The sequence below is a fragment of the Actinokineospora diospyrosa genome (assembly GCF_024171925.1).
GTDB lineage: Bacteria > Actinomycetota > Actinomycetes > Mycobacteriales > Pseudonocardiaceae > Actinokineospora > Actinokineospora diospyrosa.
The window spans coordinates 486,102-504,344 of sequence record NZ_JAMTCO010000002.1; the positions used below are offsets into that span (position 1 = coordinate 486,102).

Sequence of the window (18,243 nt, forward strand, 5' to 3'; positions counted from 1 at the left end):
TGAGGGAAGGGGTAGTGCGGGTGAGTGAGATCAACCGGGTCGGTGTGGTCGGGGCGGGCCTGATGGGCTCGGGCATCGCGGAGGTGTGCGCGCGGGCGGGCTTGGACGTGGTGGTCGCCGAGGTCGGCGCCGGGGCGCTGGAGGCGGGTCGGGCGCGCATCGAGGCGTCGCTGGCCAGGGGCGTGCGCAACGGCAAGCTCGCCGAGGACGCGCGCGACGCCGCGCTGAGCAGGTTGCGGTTCAGCACCGACCTCGGGGAGTTCGCCGACCGCCAGCTCACCATCGAGGCGGTCGCGGAGAACGAGCAGATCAAGACCGAGGTGTTCAGCACGCTGGACAAGGTGGTCGAGGACCCGGACGCGATCTTCGCGTCCAACACCTCGTCCATCCCGATCATGAAGCTGGGCATGGCGACCGCTCGGCCGCAGGCGGTGATCGGGGTGCACTTCTTCAACCCCGTGCCGGTCCTGAAGCTGGTGGAGCTGGTGCCGTCGCTGCTGACCGGGGACGAGACCCGCGACCGGGCCAAGGTGTTCGTCGAGGACGTGCTGGGCAAGCAGGTCATCCTGTCGCAGGACCGGGCCGGGTTCGTGGTCAACGCCCTGCTCATCCCGTACCTGCTCTCCGCGATCCGGATGATGGAGTCCGGCTTCGCCTCCGCCGAGGACATCGACAACGGCATGGTCCTGGGCTGCGCGCACCCGATGGGCCCGCTGCGGCTGACCGACCTCATCGGCCTCGACACCACCAAGGCCATCGCCGACTCGCTGTACGCGGAGTTCAAGGAGCAGCTCTACTCGGCCCCGCCGCTGCTGCTGCGCATGGTCGACGCGGGCCTGCTCGGCAAGAAGAGCAAGCGCGGCTTCTACCAGTACTAGTTGTATTTCTCCCGCCGCCCGCCCCCTCTTCCCCGCCCGGCATCGTTCCCGACTTGGGGGGGCAGGTTCGGCATCGTTCCCGACTTGGGGGGGCAGGCTCGGCATCGTTCCCGACTTGGGGGGCGGCCCGGTGGCGTTCCCGGATTGGGGGCAGGTTCGGCGTCGTTCCCGACTTGGGGGGCAGGCTCGGCGTCGTTCCCGACTTGGGGGGCAGGCTCGGCGTTGTTCCGGACTTTGGGGGGCGGCTCGGCGTTGTTGCCGGGAGCGCCCGAGTACGCGCGGTACGAGGGCGTTCCGGCGCATTGCCTGCCACGCCGATACACGGCCGACGTTCTGAGTCGAGCCACTAGAGCGCGCTAGTGAGGATCAGCACGCCGATCCCGATGAGGACCACGGGCAGCACGACGTGGCCCCATCGGGACAGCGCGCCGCTGATCCCCGGCCTGGTCGCCGCGAACCACCCCAGCAGGCACCAGACGCCGACCAGTGCCAGGAACACCACCGAGTAGACGACCATGTCGCCGCCCCCGCCCGCGGCGAACACCGGCGCGTACACCCCGATGTTGTCCCCGCCGTTGGCCAGCGTCACCCCGGCGACGGCGAGCACCCCGGGTCCGGTGTGGACAGATGGCTCGTCCTGCCCCTTCCTGAGCTGCCACGCGGCTTTCAGGCCGAGGGTCAGCGGGACCAACCCCAGCAGCGGAATCGCCCCGTCCGGCAGCAACCCCGCCCCCAACGCGGCCACCACCGACGCCACCAGGATCCCCGCGAACCCCAGGTACTGCCCCACCACCACGCCGAGCGGCCTGCCCTTGGCCTGCCCGAAGAACAACGCCAACAACACGATGTCGTCCACATTGGTCACCGCGAACATCACCAAGGCCTGACCCACGACGCCCAAGTCCACATCCGGATCATGCCAGGACGGTCGCGCCCTCCAACACGAGCGGCTCCCACGTCTCGGCCCCGCTCTTGCCGTGGCAGGGGTCCACACCGAGGAACACCCGACCACCGACGCGGACCCGCACATGGCGCGCGTCCCAGTCGACCGTGGCGCGCTGGCGGACCCGACCCGCGCAGCGCCACTGCCGGTCGGTGTAGCGCACGAGCGCCGAATGCCCGTGGACCTGCCCGAACGGCACGACCCCGGGGTAGGCCATCCACGGCTCGTGCAACGCGGCCCCCGACTCCGCCCACAGCGGCCCGGCCCGCTCGTCCCTGCCGTGCGCGCCGACCTCCCAGATCAGCGCGGGCCGCTCGTTCAACAACGCCGCCGCCTCGACAGCCGACCCCGGCTCGCCCAACGCCTGCCACGCCGCCACCGTCAGCCCGGCGTGCGTCACCAGCAGTTCATCCCCCTCGGCCGTCCGTACCGCCGAGGCCACCCCGAACCGCCCCACCGACCACCACTCACGCAGCCGCGCCACCCCGGCCGCGGCCAGCGGGTCCGGCCAGAACACGGTGCGCCCGGGCAGGTACTGCGCCTCGTGGTTGCCCACCAACTGCACCCACCGCCCCGCGACCCGCTCCACCTCGTCCAACACGGCCACGCTGTCCGGCCCCCGGTCGACAAGATCCCCCACCTGGACGACCGTCAGGTCCGCGGGCAACCGCGACTCCCGGGCCCCCAACCACCCCAACGCCCACCGCAACTGCTCCGCGTGCCCACCAACATCCCCCACGATGGCAACTCGCCCCATGACCACCTCCACCCGCCAAAGTACCCAAGGCGGCGTCCTGCCCCGGCCGAGCCGCTGCCCGCCCGCCCACGGGTGGCATGTGCTCCGCTGCCACGCGGTCACACTTCTCCGACGTGCAGGCGGGATTACGCTTCGCATGTGGCTGAACTGGACGACAACTCGCACGAAGCAAAGTGGGAGCTGATCAACGCGGAGTTGAGCGCTCGGCTCACTCGCCAAGACCAAGTGCTAGCTCGGATCGAGGCGAAGGCGAACGGTGTCGGGGCTCTCGCTCTCACGGCCATGCCGTTCTTGGCCCTCATCAAGCCCTTCGAGACGGTGCTGACCACGCTGGTCGCCTTGCTGGCGTTCGCCAGCTACGTGGCGACCGTGGGATGCGCCGCAGTCGTGAACCGCGTCTCTCGTGGCTCCGACATGAACGGGAGCTACCTCGAGGAACTCGCCCGAGACCTGCAAAAAGGTAGGGGACACGTCGTCCAGCAGTTGATCGCAAGCAAGGCTGTCGTATATCGGGAGAACAATGAGAAGAACGCGGACCGCGCACATCTGTGGCGGCTTTCTGCAGGTCTGCTTTCGATGGGTTTTGCGTGTTCCGTGGCCTGTGTGCTGTTGAATGGGTGACATGGCTGAGCAGGAGGCAACCACCCCGTCACCCGAGGCGCCCGCTGGGTCGGCCAATGAGCCGCCCAAACCACCGCGGGCTGACCCTCGCGTCTGGCCGGAGCCGATGATGGTTGATCACGAGTTCAGGGACCGTGACCGACGCGGTGAGACCCGCGGCCGCCGCTGACAGCAAACCGGCCTGTCGACCGGAGAACCGTGCCGCCGTGCTTGGTTGTCGTCGGTGCGGGGGTCGTTCGTCGACTGTCGGGTGACTGCCGGGCAGTGACTCTCCGTGAGAGTGGCGGGAGCGCTCTCTTCTCTTTCGCGTGAACTACTGGTCCTCGTATCGCGGGATCGGGGGGTGAGTGGGGAAGGTGGTTGCCGTTGCGCGGAGGGGTTCACGCTGAAGTGGGGTGCTGGCGAGGGTGACGGCTGGTTTGCCGGAGGGGGTGTCGTGGGCTGGGCCGGTGGACCTGCCGCTGGCGGGGGAGATCGATGTGCAGGCGGCGTGCGGGGTGATGCACGTGCACGGGCGGCGGTTTGGGCGGCCGCGGCGGTTGGACCTGAACTACACCTGCATGTTGGCCACCGAGTTGGGGGAGACGGGGGCCGCGGCGGTCGCTTTGGGGCGGGCGCGGGGGATGGCGTTGCGGGGGATGAGCACCTCGGCCGCGCAGGCCGGGCTGCTGGCGGTGTCGCGCTACCTCGCGGCGGCCACGGCGGCGGGGCCCGAGGACATCCCGGGGCCGGGCGGGGCGCCGCTGGTCTCGGTGGAGGGGATCGGGTACGAGGTCGAGGCCGTGGACGCGGCGGTGTGGCGGCGGTTCTGGGTCGCGATGGGCGCGGGGGCCGACGCCGTGGCCGCGGGGTGGCCGGTGTTCCACCGGCGGGTGCGGACGGCGGCGTGCCCGTTGCCCGCGGAGTTGGGGTGGGTTGCCGCGCGGACGGCGATCGAGGTGACCGAGCGGTGCGCGCGCGACACGGGGATGGGCCTGGTGCGGGTCGCGCACCCGCCGATCGACGACCTCGCGCCCTACAGCGCGCGGCCGACCGGGGCGACCGCCGCGCGGCTCCCGCCGGTGGCCGGGCCGCTGCCGCTGGCGGGGTTGCGGGTGGTCGAGTGCTGCCGCCGCGACCACGGGGTGATGGCCGGGCACCTGCTGGGCTTCCTCGGCGCGACCGTGACCAGGGTCGTGCCGGAGCCGCGCGGTGACGGCCTGCTCGACGACAGCGTGCCGGACGACAGCGTGCTCGACCGGGGCAAGGCGGTCGTCGCAGCGGACCCGGCGTCGGCGGCCGGGCGGCGGGTGCTGCGGGAGTTGATCGCGGGGGCGGACGTGTTCACCCATGACTGGCCGCCGGACAAGGCGCAGGCGTGGTCGCTGGACGCGGCGGCCGTGACCGGGGTCCGCCCCGGGGTCGTGCACGCGCACGCCACCGACTGGGGTGCCGCGCTCGGCCGGTGGCCGCCGCCGGGTACCGACCCGGTCGTGCAGGCCTACGCGGGGGTGCCGCCGACCCTGCTGCCCGTCGTTGCCGTTTACGCCGGGGTCGTGCTCACCCGGGCCATCACCACCGCACTGGTGCGACGGGCGGAGCAAGGTTGCGGCCACCGGGTCGAATCCTCGTTGGCCGCGGCCGCCGCCCGGCTCAACGCGCGCCGCAGCGCGTGCGCCGCGCCGCTGTCGGTGCCGGTGTGCACCGACCTCACCGCGCTGGCCGCCGACCCGAGGTTCGCCAAGGCGCTGACCCGGGACGGGTGTGTGGTCCCGGTGAGCCCGTGGACCTTCCACTAGCGTCCACACGCGACGGTTACCGGCGGGTGCTACTGAGCGGTTGTCCTGGTGGGAACTCGCTGGCACGTAACACTTTCGGTGAGAAATCCATCACAGGCCCCGTGCTACCCGGGGGTAGTTGACCACAGTGACCCGGTGACAGTCATCGGTTTGCGCCAGCGCCAGGGGGCGGCGGGTGCCCGGGTGGTCGGCCTCGGCGCCTACCGCCCGAGCACCGCCGTGGGCAGCGCGGAGATCGCCGCCCGCTTCGGCCGCACCGGTGAGTGGATCCGCGAGCGGACCGGCATCGTCTCCCGCCGCGTCGCCAAGGGCGAGGGCCTGGAGCTGATGGCGGTCACCGCGGGCACCAGGGCGCTGACCCAGGCTGGCCTGCACGCGAGCGAGGTCGACCTGGTCGTCGTGGCCACCTGCAGCGCGGGCAGCCCGGTCCCGGTGCGCGCCGCGACCGTGGCCAAGGCGCTGGGGTCCTCGGCCGCCGCCGCGTTCGACCTCAACGCCGCCTGCTCCGGGTTCTGCTACGCCCTCGCGGTCGCCGCCGACGTGGTGCGCGCCGGGTCGGCGGCCCGGGTGCTGGTGATCGGCACCGAGGCGATGTCCGCCTGGGTGGACCCGACCGACCTGGGCACCTCGATCATCTTCGCCGACGGCGCGGGCGCCGCGGTGGTCGTGGCGGCCGACGAGCCGGGCATCGGGCCGATCGTGTGGGGCAGCGACGGCGCCGGGGAGGCCGCCGAGCTGATCGAGATCCCCCGCGGCGGCCGGATGCGCATGCAGGGCCAGGCGGTGTTCCGCTGGGCGACCACCGAGATCCACCCGATCGCCCGGCTGGCCTGCGAGCGCGCGGGCATCACCCCGGCCGACCTCGCCGCGATCGTGCCGCACCAGGCGAACCTGCGGATCATCGAGGCCATCGCCCGCAAGCTCGACGCGCCGAACGCGGTGATCGCCCGCGACGTCGTCGAGGCGGGCAACACCTCGGCGGCCTCGATCCCGATGGCCATGGAGCGGCTGCTGGCCGAGGGGCAGGTCGAGCCGGGCGGGCTGGCGCTGCTCGTCGGGTTCGGCGCCGGGTTGACCTACGCGGCGCAGGTGGTCCGGCTGCCCGCCCGGGTGCCCGCGATCGTCTAGGGCTTGTCTGGGTCGAGCCGCTGGCCCACCACCCGCCGGTACCAGTGGTAGGAGTCCTTCGGGGTCCGCCGCTGGGTGGCGTAGTCGACGTGCACGAGGCCGAAGCGCTCGCGGTAGCCCGCGGCCCACTCGAAGTTGTCGGTCGCCGACCAGGCGAAGTAGCCGCGCACGTCCGCGCCCGCCGCGATGGCCGCTGCCAGCGCGGTGAGGTGGCCCTCGTGGTAGGCGATGCGCTCCGGGTCGGCGACGCGACCGGCCACGGGGTCCGGGTCGTGGTAGGAGCACCCGCTCTCGGTGATGTAGATCGGCGGTAGCGCGTCACCGTAGCGTTCGACGAAGGTCGCCACCGTCTCGCGCAGTCCATCTGGGACTACCGGCCAGCCGAAGTCGGTGGTCGGGTAGCCGGTGATCGGCTGCGGCGCGAAGGGGAGCCCTGGCGGGAGCAGTGCGCCCTCGACCACCTGAGCGGAGTCTGTTGTGGACTCTCCGACCAGGGTCGACTGGTAGTAGTTGATCCCGTAGAAGTCCAGCGGCTCGGAGATCACCTTGAGGTCCTCGAGGATCGGACCGGGCATGGCGGCCGCCAACTCGGGAACCGGGTACTTGCCGAGCAGGACCGGGTCGGCGAACAGCCGATTGACCAGGGTGTCGTAGGTTTGCGCGGCATTTCTATCCACTTCAGACTCACTGGCAGGCCACACTGGACCGTGGTTGTTCGCGATCCCGATCCCGGTGCAGCCCGCCGCCCGTAGTGCCTGCACCGCGCGGCCGTGCCCGAGCAGCAGGTGGTGCACGATCGGCAACGCGCCGAAGCCGAGCGTCTTGCCGGGCGCGTGGTTGCCCAGCGCGTAGCCGAACATCGTGACCACAACGGGTTCGTTGAGCGGCATCCAGAGCCGCACGCGGTCCTTGAGCCGGTCGGCGACAACGCTCGCGTACTCGGCGAACCGCTCCGCGGTGTCGCGCTCGAGCCAGCCGCCCGCGTCCTCGACGGCTTGCGGGGTGTCCCAGTGGAAGAGGGTGACGGCGGGCGCGATCCCCGCCGCGACCAACTCGTCCACGAGGCGGTCGTAGAAATCCAGGCCAGCCGGGTTGACCTCGCCGCCGGGCATGACTCTCGGCCAGGACACGGAGAAGCGGTACGCACCGACGCCGAGGTCGCGCAGGAGGGCGACGTCCTCGCGGTAGCGGTGGTAGTGGTCGGTCGCCACCGCGCCGGTGTCGCCGTCGCGGATCCGGCCGGGTTCGGCGCAGAAGGTGTCCCACACCGACGGCGCCCGCCCGTCCTCGGCGACGGCGCCCTCGACCTGGTAGGCCGCCGAGGCGACACCCCACAGGAAGTCGTCGGGGATACCCGGGAACGGCATGCGCACTCCTCAGTGGACGGTCTTGATCCGGAACACCAGCACCGCGCCTGCCAGCCCGACCGCCGCGGCCACGAAGTAGAGCGCGGGGTAGCCGCTGCCGGCCACGATCGGCGCGGCGACCACGGGCGCCAGCACCTGGGGGAGCGCGTTCGCCACGTTGATCACCCCGAGATCCTTCCCCCGATCGGCCGCCGCGGGCAACACCTCGGTGACCAGCGCGAAGTCGACCGAGGTGTAGGCGCCGAACCCGATGCCCAGCACGACCGCCGCGGTCACCGCCCCCGGCCAGGTCGGCCACACCGCGAGCAGCCCCGCGGCCACCGCCATGATCACCCCGGCCGCGCAGACGAAGACCCGCCGCTTGCCGACCCGGTCCGACAGCACGCCGCCGGTGAGCACCGTGGTCAGCAGCGCGACGGCGTAGACGGCGGTCAGCACGAACACACCAGCCTCGGGATCGGCGACGCCGACCTCGTCCTTGAGGTAGAACAGCAGGTACAGCAGGGCGAGGCCGTTGCCGAGGTTGATCAGGAACCGGGTCACCCACGCCCACCGGAAGTCCGGCGTCACCCGGGACCTCACAGCCTGCCGCCGGGGCACGTCATCGGTGGCGACGACGGCGAAGGGGATCGACCCGAGGACGACCGCGACCGCGCAGGCGATGTATCCACTGAGGACAGTGCCGCCGGTGAGCGCGAGACCGGTACCGCCCATGATGCCGACGGTCTGGGCGAGCCCGAACCACCCGCCGACCGTGCCCCGCCGCTCCGTCGGGACCTGGTCGGGGATGACCGCGCTGAGTGCGGCAAACGGCGCGTTCAGTGCGATCTGGACCGCGGCCCAGCCCAAGACCATCGTGGTGGTGCTGGTTGCGGTCGCCAGCAGAAGCAGCCCGCCCGCGCCGCCCACCGCGCCACCGAGCACCCAGGGAACCCGGCGACGGGTGCGGTCCGACAGCGCGCCCCAAAGCGGATTGGCGACCAGCGAACAGGCGGCGCCTATGCCCGCGACCAACGCGAGAATGTGCTCCTTGCGGGTGGGATCGACCAGATCGGCCTGCTTGGCGAGCAAGATCTGCAGCGGCCCATACCAACCGATGAACGTCGCCGCCGTGGCGAGGCTGAAAGCAGCGATCCACCGGCTCCCCGGATGACTTCGGGCCGGCCGCTTCTGGGGCCCCTCACCGGTAATGCCCTCTTGGTTCCGGCCTGGCGTTTCCCTTGGTGCGTGGGAGAAATCTTCGCCTAGTCGGGGGACGGAGTTATCCACAGGCAGCCCCTCCCCAAGATCCACAACGGCCGTTTTGTCGGCCCCACCTAGTAGACTGGCACCGGGGCCGCCCCCCGGAGAGGGTGGGGGCCGGGCTGGACTCGGTCGCGCGGGCGCGAAGAGGGCGGCGAGGGTGGGCTCTAAGAGGGTGGTCTGGGGTAAGAGGTGGTTGCGGGGCAAGAGGATTGAGCGTGTGTGGGGTGGTGGCTGCTCGCGGCGGGCGAGGGGCGTGGTGAGCGGAGGCAAGAAGGTAGGGGCGAAGTGTGCGGGGCATGGTAAGAGGTTTGGGTGCGTGGGGACTGGAAAGTGGGCCACTCGCGATGAGTGGACGGGGACGAGAGCGGGCGCGAAGAGGTCGGGTGCGAAGTGCGTTGGTGCGAATTGAGTGGGTCGGGGCAAGGGGCTTGGGCGTGTGAGGGGTGGAGCGGTGGCTGCTCGGGGTGAGTGAGAGGCGGGGTGGGCGTGCGCTAAGAAGGTAGTGGCGAAGTAGGCGGTGCGCGGTAAGAGGTGGTTGCGGCGTAAGAGGTTTGGGTGCGTGGGGGGTGGAAAGGGGGCCGCTCGCGTCGAGTGGATGGGGACGCGAGCGGGTGCGGGGTAAGTGGGCGCGGGGTGCGGCAAGGGGTGGTTGCGGCGCGAGGGGCTTGGGCGTGTGGGGGTGGGAGCGGTGGCTGGTCGCGGCGAGTGAGAGGCGCGGTGGCCGGGCGCGAAGCAGGCGGGGGCGAAGCAGGCGGGGCGCGGCAAGAGAGGGGCGCGGAGCAAGGGGGCCCGGTAAGACTTGAACAGGGGCCTGCGGGATGGGCGGGGTGACCACGGGGCCTCCTGGAACGCGAGCGCGGGTCACGTGAGGATCAGGGGCGGGGCACCACCGGTCAAGGGTTCGGTGTGAACTCGGACGGGCGGTCGCGCAGGCCGAGGAGCCACTGGACGGCTTGTTCGCAGCGGACGGCGGCGAAGCCGTCGCCGAAGGGGTTGTCGGTGGGGGTGGCGCAGCGGCGTTCCACGTGGGTGAGGACGAGTTTCTCGGCTATGCGGGCGATCGCGGCGCGGTCGGGGCCGGCGGTCCACGGGTGGCCGACGGCGGGGGGTTCGGTCCAGGTGCCGGGTTCGCCGCCGAGGACCAGGGCCGGGACGCCGAAGCTGGGGGCCTGTTCGGCCAGGGTCGCCGAGTCGGTGACGACCGCTGCGGAGACCGACAGCAGGCACACCAGTTCCGGCTGCGGCAGCGGGTCGGTGATCGTCACCCGGACCAGCCGCCCGAGCATGTCGTAGGCGAGGTGGCGCAGCGCGCCCCGCGCGACCGGGAGCACGACCTCCAGGTCCGGGCAGGCCAGCACCAGGTCCGCGATCCCGTGCAGCACCTGCGCCGCCCGCTCGTCGGGCACCCGCGCGGCGTCGAGCACCACCAGCGCCAGCCGGACCTCCCCGGCCACCACCGCGTTCTCCACCGCCTGCACGCGCTCGTCGTTGTGCCGCACGTAGCGGTCCAGCGCGTCGAACCCGGCGTCCACCGCGGTCGACCCGACGGTCACGACCTTGGGGCCGCCGTGGCGTTCCAGGGCCAGGTTCGCCGACGCGTCGGGGGTGGCGGCCAGGTGCAACGAGGAGACCTGGGCGATCAGCCTGCGGTGGCCCTCTTGCGGAAACGGTGCTGTCAGGTCGAAAGAGCGCACGCCCGCGTCCAAGTGGACCACCGGCACCTGCCGCCAGAAGGCCGCCATGGCCGCGCTGAACGCCGTCGCCGAGTCGCCCTGGACGACCACGGCGGCGGGTGGGCGGTCGGCGAAGGCGTGGTCGAGCCCGGTGAGCAGTTGCGCCGCGGCGCAGGTCGTCGGTTGGCCGTCGCGGGCCAACTCCACCAGCACGTCGGTGGCCAGGCCGAACCCGGACAGCACCTCGGTGGCCGCGCGCGCCTGGTCACCGCAGGCCAGCAGCACCGGTCGGACCTGTTTGCGCGCCCGCATCGCCGCGGCCAGCGGCGCCAACTTCACCGCGGCGGCGGCGTCCCCGGCGACCAGGCACACCTCGGGAGCGCGCCCGGCCCGCGGCGGCGTGGGCAGCGGCACCAGCGTGTACGGCACGGGGTGCCCCCTTCCACTGCTCGGCGGACACCCCCGGTCGCGTCCCCGTCTCCTGCATGCGGTATAGCGCTGGACCCCCGCGACGTTACCGCCCGTAGTTCCCGCCGACCCGCTGACACGCCGGGACCGCCGCGCCCCTCGCGGGCGCGGCGGGGGTCCTGGCGGGGTCAGCGGTCGAGGCCGCGCTGCAGCCGGGTCGCGTAGACCGCGGCCTCGGTGCGCCGGTCGAAGCCGAGCTTGTGCAGCAGCGTGGAGACGTAGTTCTTGACGGTCTTCTCCGCCAGGTACAGCGCGCCCGCGATCTGCCGGTTGGTCATGCCCTCGGCGATCAGGTCCAGGATCTTGCGCTCCTGCGGGCTCAGCGTCGCGTACCTGGGGTCCTCGATCCGCCCCGCGCGCAACCGGTCCAGCACCGTCGCGGTCACCCCGGCGTCGAGCAGCGACCCGCCGTCGGCCAGCGTGCGCACCGCCGACACCAGGTCGTCCCCGCTGACCTGCTTGAGCATGTACCCCGCCGCGCCCGCCATGATCGCGCCGAAGAGGGCCTCGTCGTCGGAGAACGAGGTGAGCATCAGGCACGCGGGCGGCGGCTCCACCGAGGACCGCACGTCGCGGCACACCGACACGCCCTCGCCGTCGGGCAGCCGCACGTCCAGGATGGCCACCCGCGGCCGCACCGCCGGGATCCTGGCCAGCGCCTGCGCCGCGGTCGCCGCCTCACCGACCACCTCGATGTCCGGCTCGACCTCCAGCAGCTGCCGCAGCCCCCGCCGGACCACCTCGTGGTCGTCGAGCACGAACACGGAAATGCTCATCCACGCGCCTCCTGGCCTCGTGACGCCGACCCGGCGTGCCTGGCCAGCGGCACGTCCCAGTCGACCCTGGTCCCGCCCACCGCGGGCGAGTCGATCACACAGTCCCCGTCCCAGCGGCGGGCCCGCTGCACCATGTTCGCCAGCCCGCCGCGGTGGGCGATGTCGGCGGGCAGCCCGCCGCCGTCGTCCTGCACCAGCAGCCGCAGCCGCCGCGCGTGCCGGTCGACCGACACCGTCAGCGCCACGCTGCCCGCCCCGGCGTGGCGCACCACGTTCGACAGCGCCTCGCGCAACGTCGCCATCAGGTCCAGCGCCACGTCGGCGGGCACCACCGAGTCCAGCGGGCCCTCCAACCGCACGGTCGGCTCGAACCCGAGGGTCACCGTCGCCTCGGAGATCGCCCGCAACACCTCGCCGCGCAGGCTGTAGGGGCCGCCGGTGGGCTGCTGCAGGGAGAAGATGCTGCGCCGGATCTCCCGGATGGTCTGGTCGATCTCGGCGATGAACCCGCCCAGCCGCTGCGGCGCGTCGGCGGTGTCGGGCACCCGCTTGAGCCCCTGCAGGCCGAGGCCGATCGCGAACAGCCGCTGGATCACCAGGTCGTGCAGGTCGCGGGCGATGCGGTCGCGCTCCTCGTAGAGCGCCAGCCGCTGCCGGTCCTGCTGCGCCTCGGCGAAGTCGATGGCCAGCGCGGCGTGCGTGCCGTAGTCGGTGATCATCCGCAGGTCGTCGGCGTCGAAGCGGGCGCCGCCGAGCTCGCGGGCCACCATCAGCACCCCGCACGGGCGCGCCCCCGCGTTCAGCGGCACGAACATCGCGGGTCCGAGATCGCTGATCCCGGCGGGCAGCTGCTGGAACAGCGCGGGGGAGCGGGTCAGCGTCGCCTTGGCGACCTCGGTGAGCAGCCTGCCCCGACCGGTCACGAAGACGTCGCCGGTGATGCTGTCGAGCGTGCACAGGCGCTCGCCGGTGAGCTCGTCGGCCAGCAGCCCGTCGACCGCGGTCATCCGCAGGTGCTCCGGCCCGGCGGGCACCGCGACGAACGCCATCACCGCGCCCGCGGTCTCCCTGGCGCGCTTGGCCAGCAGCACCATCCCGGTCGAGTTGCACTGGCTGGTCCGCAGCACGGCCGTGACCTCGGTGGTCGCGCGCAGCCAGCTCTCCCGCCGGTGGCTGCGGTCGAAGTGCCTGGCGTTCTCCACCGCCATGCCCGCAGCGGCCGCCAGCGCGACCACGACGTCCTCGTCCTCCTGGGTGAAGGCGCGGCCGTCGAGCTTCTCGGTGAGGTAGAGGTTGCCGAACACCTCCCCGCGCACCCGGATCGGCACGCCGAGGAACGAGCTCATCGGCGGGTGGTTGGGCGGGAACCCGGCCGCGTCGGGGTGGCGCGCCAGGTCCGGCACGCGCAGCGGCGCCGGGTGCTTGATCACCTGCCCCAGCACGCCCTTGCCGACCGGCGGCGCGCCGATGGCGGTCTGGACCGGCTCGCTCATCCCGGTGTGGGTGAACTCCACGAGGTGCCCGTCCTGGCCCAGCACGCCCAGCGCCCCGTAGCGGGCACCGGCCAGCTCGCAGCCCGCGGTCACGATGCGGCGCAGCACATCGGGCAGCGACAGGTCGCTGGCCACCGACAGCACGGCGTCGAGCAGGTGGCGCACCCGCTCCTGCGACACCTCCGCGGCCGCGGCGCGGTCGACCAGCCCCCGGAAGAGGTTGTCCCGGTGCGCCGAGGACAGCATCTCGGCGAGTCCCGCCCCGGTCGACGCGGCGTCGGCGGCCCTGTCCGGACCGCCCGAGGGGCCCGCACCAGCCTCCATCACGGCGTCACCGCTCTCCTCCGCGAGCCCGTCCGGTTTCGTGTGCGCCCGATACCCCGCACCCGGTGGCGCCCGCACGGCGGCACGCCGGGGAATCCCTCGGGAGTGATCGGTGCGTTGAGCGTCCACGACATTCGCGCACCGCGCAAGGGCGGGCAGGCGAAGCCCCCGAATTGACCAGTCGGGTGTTACCCGCTCGCGCGGCGCGGGGGTTGTTGGTGACCTTATGGCTCGCGATCACCGTGGGTGTGCGCCCGGCGACCCCCGGTGGGGATATCGCTCCGGCAACGGAGTCCCGCGCCCCCGGGCGGCGGGGCGGGTGGTTCCGCAGCGTCACCACCGATACGCGCGGCTGATGGCCTGTTCGGCCCAAATGGCGCAGAGGAATCCCGTCGCGCAATTCCACCGAATCACATCAGCGCATTGCGGAAATGGGATCAGTCGGCTCCGGCGACAATCCAGCGCAACGTCCAGCGGCCGGGTCCGCCGCGCAGCACGGTTCGCGACAACGGCGCGATGTCGACCCGCCAGAACGCGGCGGACCCGGCGCCGAGCGCGTGCGCGATCGCGGCCCGCACGACCGCCGGGTGGGTCACCGCGACGGTGCGCGGTTCGGCCGCGGACCGGTCGTCGAGCCAGCCGCCCACCCGCCGGGTCAGGTCGGTGATCGACTCGCCGCCGTGCGGGGCGGCGTCGGGGTCGGTGAGCCAGCGCGCCATGCCCTCGGGGTCGGCCGCGGCCACCTCGTCGAGGGCGCGGCCGCGCCACGAGCCGTGGTCGAGCTCGCGCAGCCGCTCGTCCGGTTCGGCGTCGAGGCCGAGCGCGGCCGCGGTCTGCGCGCAGCGCGCCGCGGGGGAGCGCAGGGCGCGGTCGACCCGGCCGAGCGCCGAGGGGTCGGCACCCGCCGCGGCGGCGAGCGCCGAGTCGAGCAGCGGTTCGTCGGCGGGGAAGGCGGCTTGCCTGGTCGCCGTGGTCGCGCCGTGGCAGAGCAGCACCACCCGCAACGATGACATATCCCACCCACCGTGAGCTCTCGTTGATCTTGGACCGCGTTGACACCGCGTCGCGCGCTGACCTACGTTGCCGAATCGACCCTGATGGTAGGAGGAAGCCGGTGTGAATCCGGCACGGCCGCGCCACTGTGACCGGTCCCGCTAGACCAAGCGGGTGCCGCAGTCAGACCCTCCGCCGTCTACCCGCTCCACCCACCGGGCCGCGTGAAGCCCTGAGGAGGCTCTCATGACGCATGCCGTCGCGATCCCCACACCCGTGAGCATCCCGGTTCGGCAGATCCTGCCGTACGCGGTGTTCGCCGGGATCATCTCGCTGATCGTCCTGTACTTCGTCGGCGCCGAGCAGGGCGCCCTCGCGGTGTTCGAGGGCACCACCGTGCACGAGTTCGTCCACGACGCGCGGCACCTGCTGGGCTTCCCGTGCCACTGACCGAGACCGAGAGCACCCCGGCGGCGACCGCCGCCACCCTGACCGTGCGCTCACTGCTCGTCTGGGGCCTGCTCGCGGGCCTCGTCGGCGGGCTGCTCGCGTTCGGGTTCGCCTACGCGTTCGGCGAGCCCGCGGTCGAACGCGCCATCTCGATCGAGGAGACCGGCACCGGCCACGCGCACGCGGGTGAGCAGCCCGCCGAGCACAGCCACGGCGAGGCCGAGGAGGAAGAGGTCGTCTCCCGCGCCTTCCAGTCCACCGGCGGCCTCGGCATCGGCGCGGTCGCGTACGGCCTGGGCCTCGGCGAGTTGTTCAGCCTCGCTTTCGCCTTCGCTTACGGCCGGGTCGGTTCGCTGAGCCCGCGCGCCACCGCGCTCGCCGTCGCGGGCTTGGGCTACCTGGCCGTGGTCCTGGTGCCGTTCTTGACCTACCCGGCGAACCCGCCCGCGGTGGGCAACCCCGACACCATCGGCCAGCGCACCGCGCTGTTCTTCGGGATGATCGTCATCTCGCTGGCGCTGCTCGTCACCGCGATCGCCGCGGCGCGGGCGCTGGCGCCGAAGCTCGGCGGCTGGTGGTCCACTGTGGCCGCTGGGCTCGGCTACGCGGTCCTGGTGACCGTCGTGGCGAAGCTGCTGCCCGGTTTCCAGGAGGTGCCGGACGGTTTCCCCGGTGACCTCATCTGGCAGTTCCGCGTCGCTTCGCTCGGCACGTCCGCGGTGTTGTGGACGGGCATCGGCTTGACGTTCGCGGCGCTGCTGCACCGCGGGCTCACCAAGGGCCGCACGGTCTAACACGTTCGTCGCCTCGGCCCCGCTCTCCACTGTGGAGGGTGGGGCCGAAGTCATTCCAGGGGGCGCAATTCCGGCTCCGCGTTCACCTCGCCCAGCGGCCACAGCCGCACCCACAGCCGGGCCTTGACCCGCTCGACGGGAACCCAGCCGTACTCGCGCGAGTCCTCGGAGACGCCCGGGTTGTCGCCGACCACCCACAGCTGTCCAGGTGGGACGGTCGCTGCAGTCTCCTCCCCATCTGCCGTCCCGTTCTCTTTCCCGCCGCGGCCGGAGGCGTCGCAGCACTCGCGTGGCGGGCGGCCCCACGGGTCGGTCGCGGTGGTCACCACCGCCAGCCACGGCCCGCTGCCGCCGGGGCGCACCATGATCCGCCCGGCCGAGGCGCGCACCTGGTCCCCGGGCAGCCCGATGACCCGCTTGACGACCGGGGCCTCGCGGCCGGGCGGTGCCAGCACGACGACGTCGAGCCGGGCGGGGGTGTAGTCGCCCTCGAACGGGTTGGTCAGCACCCGCTCGCCGTCGGCCAGCGTCGGCGCCATGCTCCGGCCGTCCACCCGCATCGACAGGCCGTACCCGAGACCGGCGGCCGTCAGGGTGAGCGCGATCACGACGCAGAGCGTGACCAGCACGGCCCTGATCACCCGAGCGCGGGTTGTCCGGTCCATGCGCCGTCCCCTCAAGTTCTGGCCGCTTCGGCCGGTTGGCCGTAACAAAACCCGGCCAAGTGGCTCAGGTGAACACCATGAAGCTGCGATGTTGCGTAACTGTTACCTGTCGTCAAAGGTAACTCTCCGTCGACCATGAACGTGAGCGTGACTCGTGTCAGTGAGGTCGTCGCCACGGTCGGTGGTCGAAATCGGTCAGATTGCGGGTGGTCGCTAACGTGCGTCACGGTACCTGTTACCCGCCGTCACACACGGGCTCGACCCGACCGCCGCGGCGGCTCGGACGGGTGCTTGTGGGCTGGCGCACACCCGGGCACCATCTGCCCACCCACGCAGTACGGCGCACCCGATTCCCGCCCGCGGCACGGCGCGCGGCAGCCCCCACCTGGGCGTTCGCTCACGACGAACGCGGCTGGCGGCTGCCCGGCCACGGGCGGGGCGGCGCCGGGGTGGCCGGTCGCGCACGGCGTCCGGTCCCGACGATCCAGGGAGGCTCGTGTCCATGACAGAGGAAGCCAAGCGGGGCCGGACCCGGTGGGGCCGCACGGCCCTGACCGCGGTCCCGGCGCTCGGCGCGATCGGCGCCATCACCGTCGCGATGGCCCAGGGCCTGCTCGCCGCCTCGTTCGCGGTGTCCGGGGTGCCGATCACGCTGACCTCGGAGAGCGTGGCGGGCACCGGGTTCGCGGGCACCGTCTACAACGCGGGCGACCAGGGCGTCGCCTACGCGGGCTTCAGCTCGGCCCAGCTGAGCAAGCTGTGCGCCGGGGTGATCCCCAACGTCCCGATCGTCGGCCAGGTCACCTTCAAGATCACCGCCGGTGACGCGGACCCGGCGACCAAGGAGCTGCAGGCGTCCAACCTGCTGCTCGACGCCAAGAACCTCACCGGCAACGGCGAGTTCACCGGCCTCGACCTCGGCGTGGCCAGCAACTCGCTGTCCAAGGGTCCCGCCGAGGTGCGCAAGGGCGCTGGCGACTTCGGCCTGCAGGCCAACACCGCGAACATCGCCAACCTGCGCGCGGACGCCCTGTCCGCGCAGATCGCGGGCAGCTTCAAGCTCGACAACCTCAGCCTCAGCGTCGTCCCCGGCGCGGCGGGCTGCTAGTCCCCCCACCGGCCCGGCGGCGACCCGCCGCCGGGCCCCCACTCCCAGGAGGTCAGTGTGAGCGTTGTCGAGGCGAACGCGGTCCGCCGCACCTGGCGGACCTTTGGCGAATGGCGCAAAACCCGCCCGTTCTGGGGCGGCGTCCTCGTACTGCTCGGCGCGGTGCCGATCTTCGTGCTGCCCCTGGCCCCGATCAAGGTCCTGGTGGCCAGCGGCATCGCGGGCGTGTCCGGCCTCCTGCTCGGCTCGATCATGGCGGTCCTGGCGCTCAGCCTGTGGTTCACCCCGCACACCAGGGTGATCGCGGGCCTGATCACCGTCCTGGTCTCGGTCGCGGCCTTCCCCCTGACCAACCTGGGCGGCTTCTTCATCGGCTCCCTCCTAGGCATCCTCGGCGGCGCGATGGCGGCCTCTTGGGCCCCGCGCAAACCCAAGCCCCCGACCTCCACCGCAAGCGACTGACCCCAGGCCACACCCCGACCAGCCCCTGGGTCGCGCAGACGCCTCGACGACACCCCGCCTCGCCTGCCCTGCCCCGCCAGGTTGCTGCTGCGCAGCCCGCCACGAATCCGGCCCACACGGCCTTCCGGAGGCCCTCCCCGTGGGGCCCCAGCCCCCACCACGCCACGGGGGGCGTCCCCGGTGCCAGTCTATCGGGTGTGGGGCCTGCGGGGGGGGGGGGGGGGCGGGGGGGGGGGGGGGGGGGGGGGGGGGGGGGGGGGGGGGGGGGGGGGGGGGGGGGGGGGGGGGGGGGGGGGGGGGGGGGGGGGGGGGGGGGGGGG

Annotated in this window: 17 protein-coding genes; 8 read left to right on the top strand and 9 right to left on the bottom strand. The window is 72.6% G+C overall.

Annotation, left to right across the window (positions count from 1 at the left end):
* Positions 1–20: 20 nt before the first annotated feature.
* Positions 21–878, top strand: a complete 858-nt coding sequence (locus tag LV75_RS04665) for a 3-hydroxybutyryl-CoA dehydrogenase (RefSeq protein ID WP_308210854.1) — start codon at positions 21–23, stop codon at positions 876–878.
* A 346-nt stretch (positions 879–1,224) separates the two neighbouring features.
* Here LV75_RS04665 and LV75_RS04670 read toward each other — a convergent pair whose 3' ends face one another.
* Together LV75_RS04670 and LV75_RS04675 are read right to left on the bottom strand one after the other, a co-directional pair.
* A complete protein-coding gene (locus tag LV75_RS04670; RefSeq protein ID WP_253885355.1) occupies positions 1,225–1,785 on the bottom strand; it encodes a cadmium resistance transporter in 561 nt (186 codons plus the stop codon).
* Positions 1,786–1,792: 7 nt separating this feature from the next.
* A complete protein-coding gene (locus LV75_RS04675) occupies positions 1,793–2,578 on the bottom strand; it encodes a metallophosphoesterase (RefSeq protein ID WP_253885356.1) in 786 nt (261 codons plus the stop codon).
* 138 nt (positions 2,579–2,716) lie between these two features.
* Here LV75_RS04675 and LV75_RS04680 point away from each other — a divergent pair, with 138 nt between their 5' ends.
* The 3 genes from LV75_RS04680 (at position 2,717) to LV75_RS04690 (ending at position 6,105) form a co-directional block, all read left to right on the top strand.
* On the top strand, positions 2,717–3,199 hold the full coding sequence (locus LV75_RS04680) for a hypothetical protein (protein ID WP_253885357.1): 483 nt from the start codon (positions 2,717–2,719) through the stop codon (positions 3,197–3,199).
* Positions 3,200–3,606: 407 nt separating this feature from the next.
* On the top strand, positions 3,607–4,977 hold the full coding sequence (locus tag LV75_RS04685; RefSeq protein WP_253885358.1) for a CoA transferase: 1,371 nt from the start codon (positions 3,607–3,609) through the stop codon (positions 4,975–4,977).
* Between the two features lie 135 nt (positions 4,978–5,112).
* Positions 5,113–6,105: a beta-ketoacyl-ACP synthase 3 gene (locus LV75_RS04690; RefSeq protein WP_253885359.1), complete on the top strand. Its 993-nt coding sequence runs from the start codon at positions 5,113–5,115 to the stop codon at positions 6,103–6,105.
* On the opposite strand, the gene LV75_RS04695 is transcribed toward LV75_RS04690, so the two are convergent.
* From LV75_RS04695 to LV75_RS04720, 6 genes are all read right to left on the bottom strand, one after another.
* Entirely contained in the window at positions 6,102–7,472 is a 1,371-nt protein-coding gene (locus LV75_RS04695; RefSeq protein ID WP_253885360.1) for a GH1 family beta-glucosidase, read from the bottom strand. The genes LV75_RS04690 and LV75_RS04695 overlap by 4 nt on opposite strands.
* Positions 7,473–7,481: 9 nt before the next feature.
* On the bottom strand, positions 7,482–8,543 hold the full coding sequence (locus tag LV75_RS04700) for an MFS transporter (protein ID WP_253885361.1): 1,062 nt from the start codon (positions 8,541–8,543) through the stop codon (positions 7,482–7,484).
* A 1,067-nt stretch (positions 8,544–9,610) separates the two neighbouring features.
* Positions 9,611–10,819: a UDP-N-acetylglucosamine 2-epimerase gene (locus LV75_RS04705; protein ID WP_253885362.1), complete on the bottom strand. Its 1,209-nt coding sequence runs from the start codon at positions 10,817–10,819 to the stop codon at positions 9,611–9,613.
* Between the two features lie 167 nt (positions 10,820–10,986).
* On the bottom strand, positions 10,987–11,634 hold the full coding sequence (locus LV75_RS04710) for a response regulator (protein ID WP_253885363.1): 648 nt from the start codon (positions 11,632–11,634) through the stop codon (positions 10,987–10,989).
* A complete protein-coding gene (locus tag LV75_RS04715; RefSeq protein WP_253885364.1) occupies positions 11,631–13,529 on the bottom strand; it encodes a sensor histidine kinase in 1,899 nt (632 codons plus the stop codon). Before LV75_RS04715 ends, LV75_RS04710 begins: the two co-directional genes overlap by 4 nt.
* A gap of 359 nt (positions 13,530–13,888) precedes the next feature.
* Positions 13,889–14,464 (bottom strand): histidine phosphatase family protein, encoded by a 576-nt coding sequence (locus LV75_RS04720; protein WP_253885365.1) that lies wholly within the window; start codon positions 14,462–14,464, stop codon positions 13,889–13,891.
* A 226-nt stretch (positions 14,465–14,690) separates the two neighbouring features.
* Between LV75_RS04720 and LV75_RS04725 the strand changes: the two genes are divergently transcribed.
* Both LV75_RS04725 and LV75_RS04730 read left to right on the top strand, forming a co-directional pair.
* Positions 14,691–14,894, top strand: a complete 204-nt coding sequence (locus tag LV75_RS04725; protein ID WP_253885366.1) for a CbtB domain-containing protein — start codon at positions 14,691–14,693, stop codon at positions 14,892–14,894.
* A complete protein-coding gene (locus tag LV75_RS04730) occupies positions 14,885–15,688 on the top strand; it encodes a CbtA family protein (RefSeq protein WP_253885367.1) in 804 nt (267 codons plus the stop codon). The genes LV75_RS04725 and LV75_RS04730 overlap by 10 nt, the downstream gene beginning before the upstream one ends.
* Before the next feature lie 50 nt (positions 15,689–15,738).
* Here LV75_RS04730 and lepB read toward each other — a convergent pair whose 3' ends face one another.
* Entirely contained in the window at positions 15,739–16,353 is a 615-nt protein-coding gene (lepB, locus tag LV75_RS04735) for a signal peptidase I (protein ID WP_253885368.1), read from the bottom strand.
* Between the two features lie 502 nt (positions 16,354–16,855).
* Here lepB and LV75_RS04740 point away from each other — a divergent pair.
* Together LV75_RS04740 and LV75_RS04745 are read left to right on the top strand one after the other, a co-directional pair.
* Positions 16,856–17,461: a DUF6230 family protein gene (locus LV75_RS04740; RefSeq protein ID WP_253885369.1), complete on the top strand. Its 606-nt coding sequence runs from the start codon at positions 16,856–16,858 to the stop codon at positions 17,459–17,461.
* Between the two features lie 57 nt (positions 17,462–17,518).
* Positions 17,519–17,923: a DUF6114 domain-containing protein gene (locus LV75_RS04745; protein WP_253885370.1), complete on the top strand. Its 405-nt coding sequence runs from the start codon at positions 17,519–17,521 to the stop codon at positions 17,921–17,923.
* Positions 17,924–18,243: the final 320 nt, after the last annotated feature.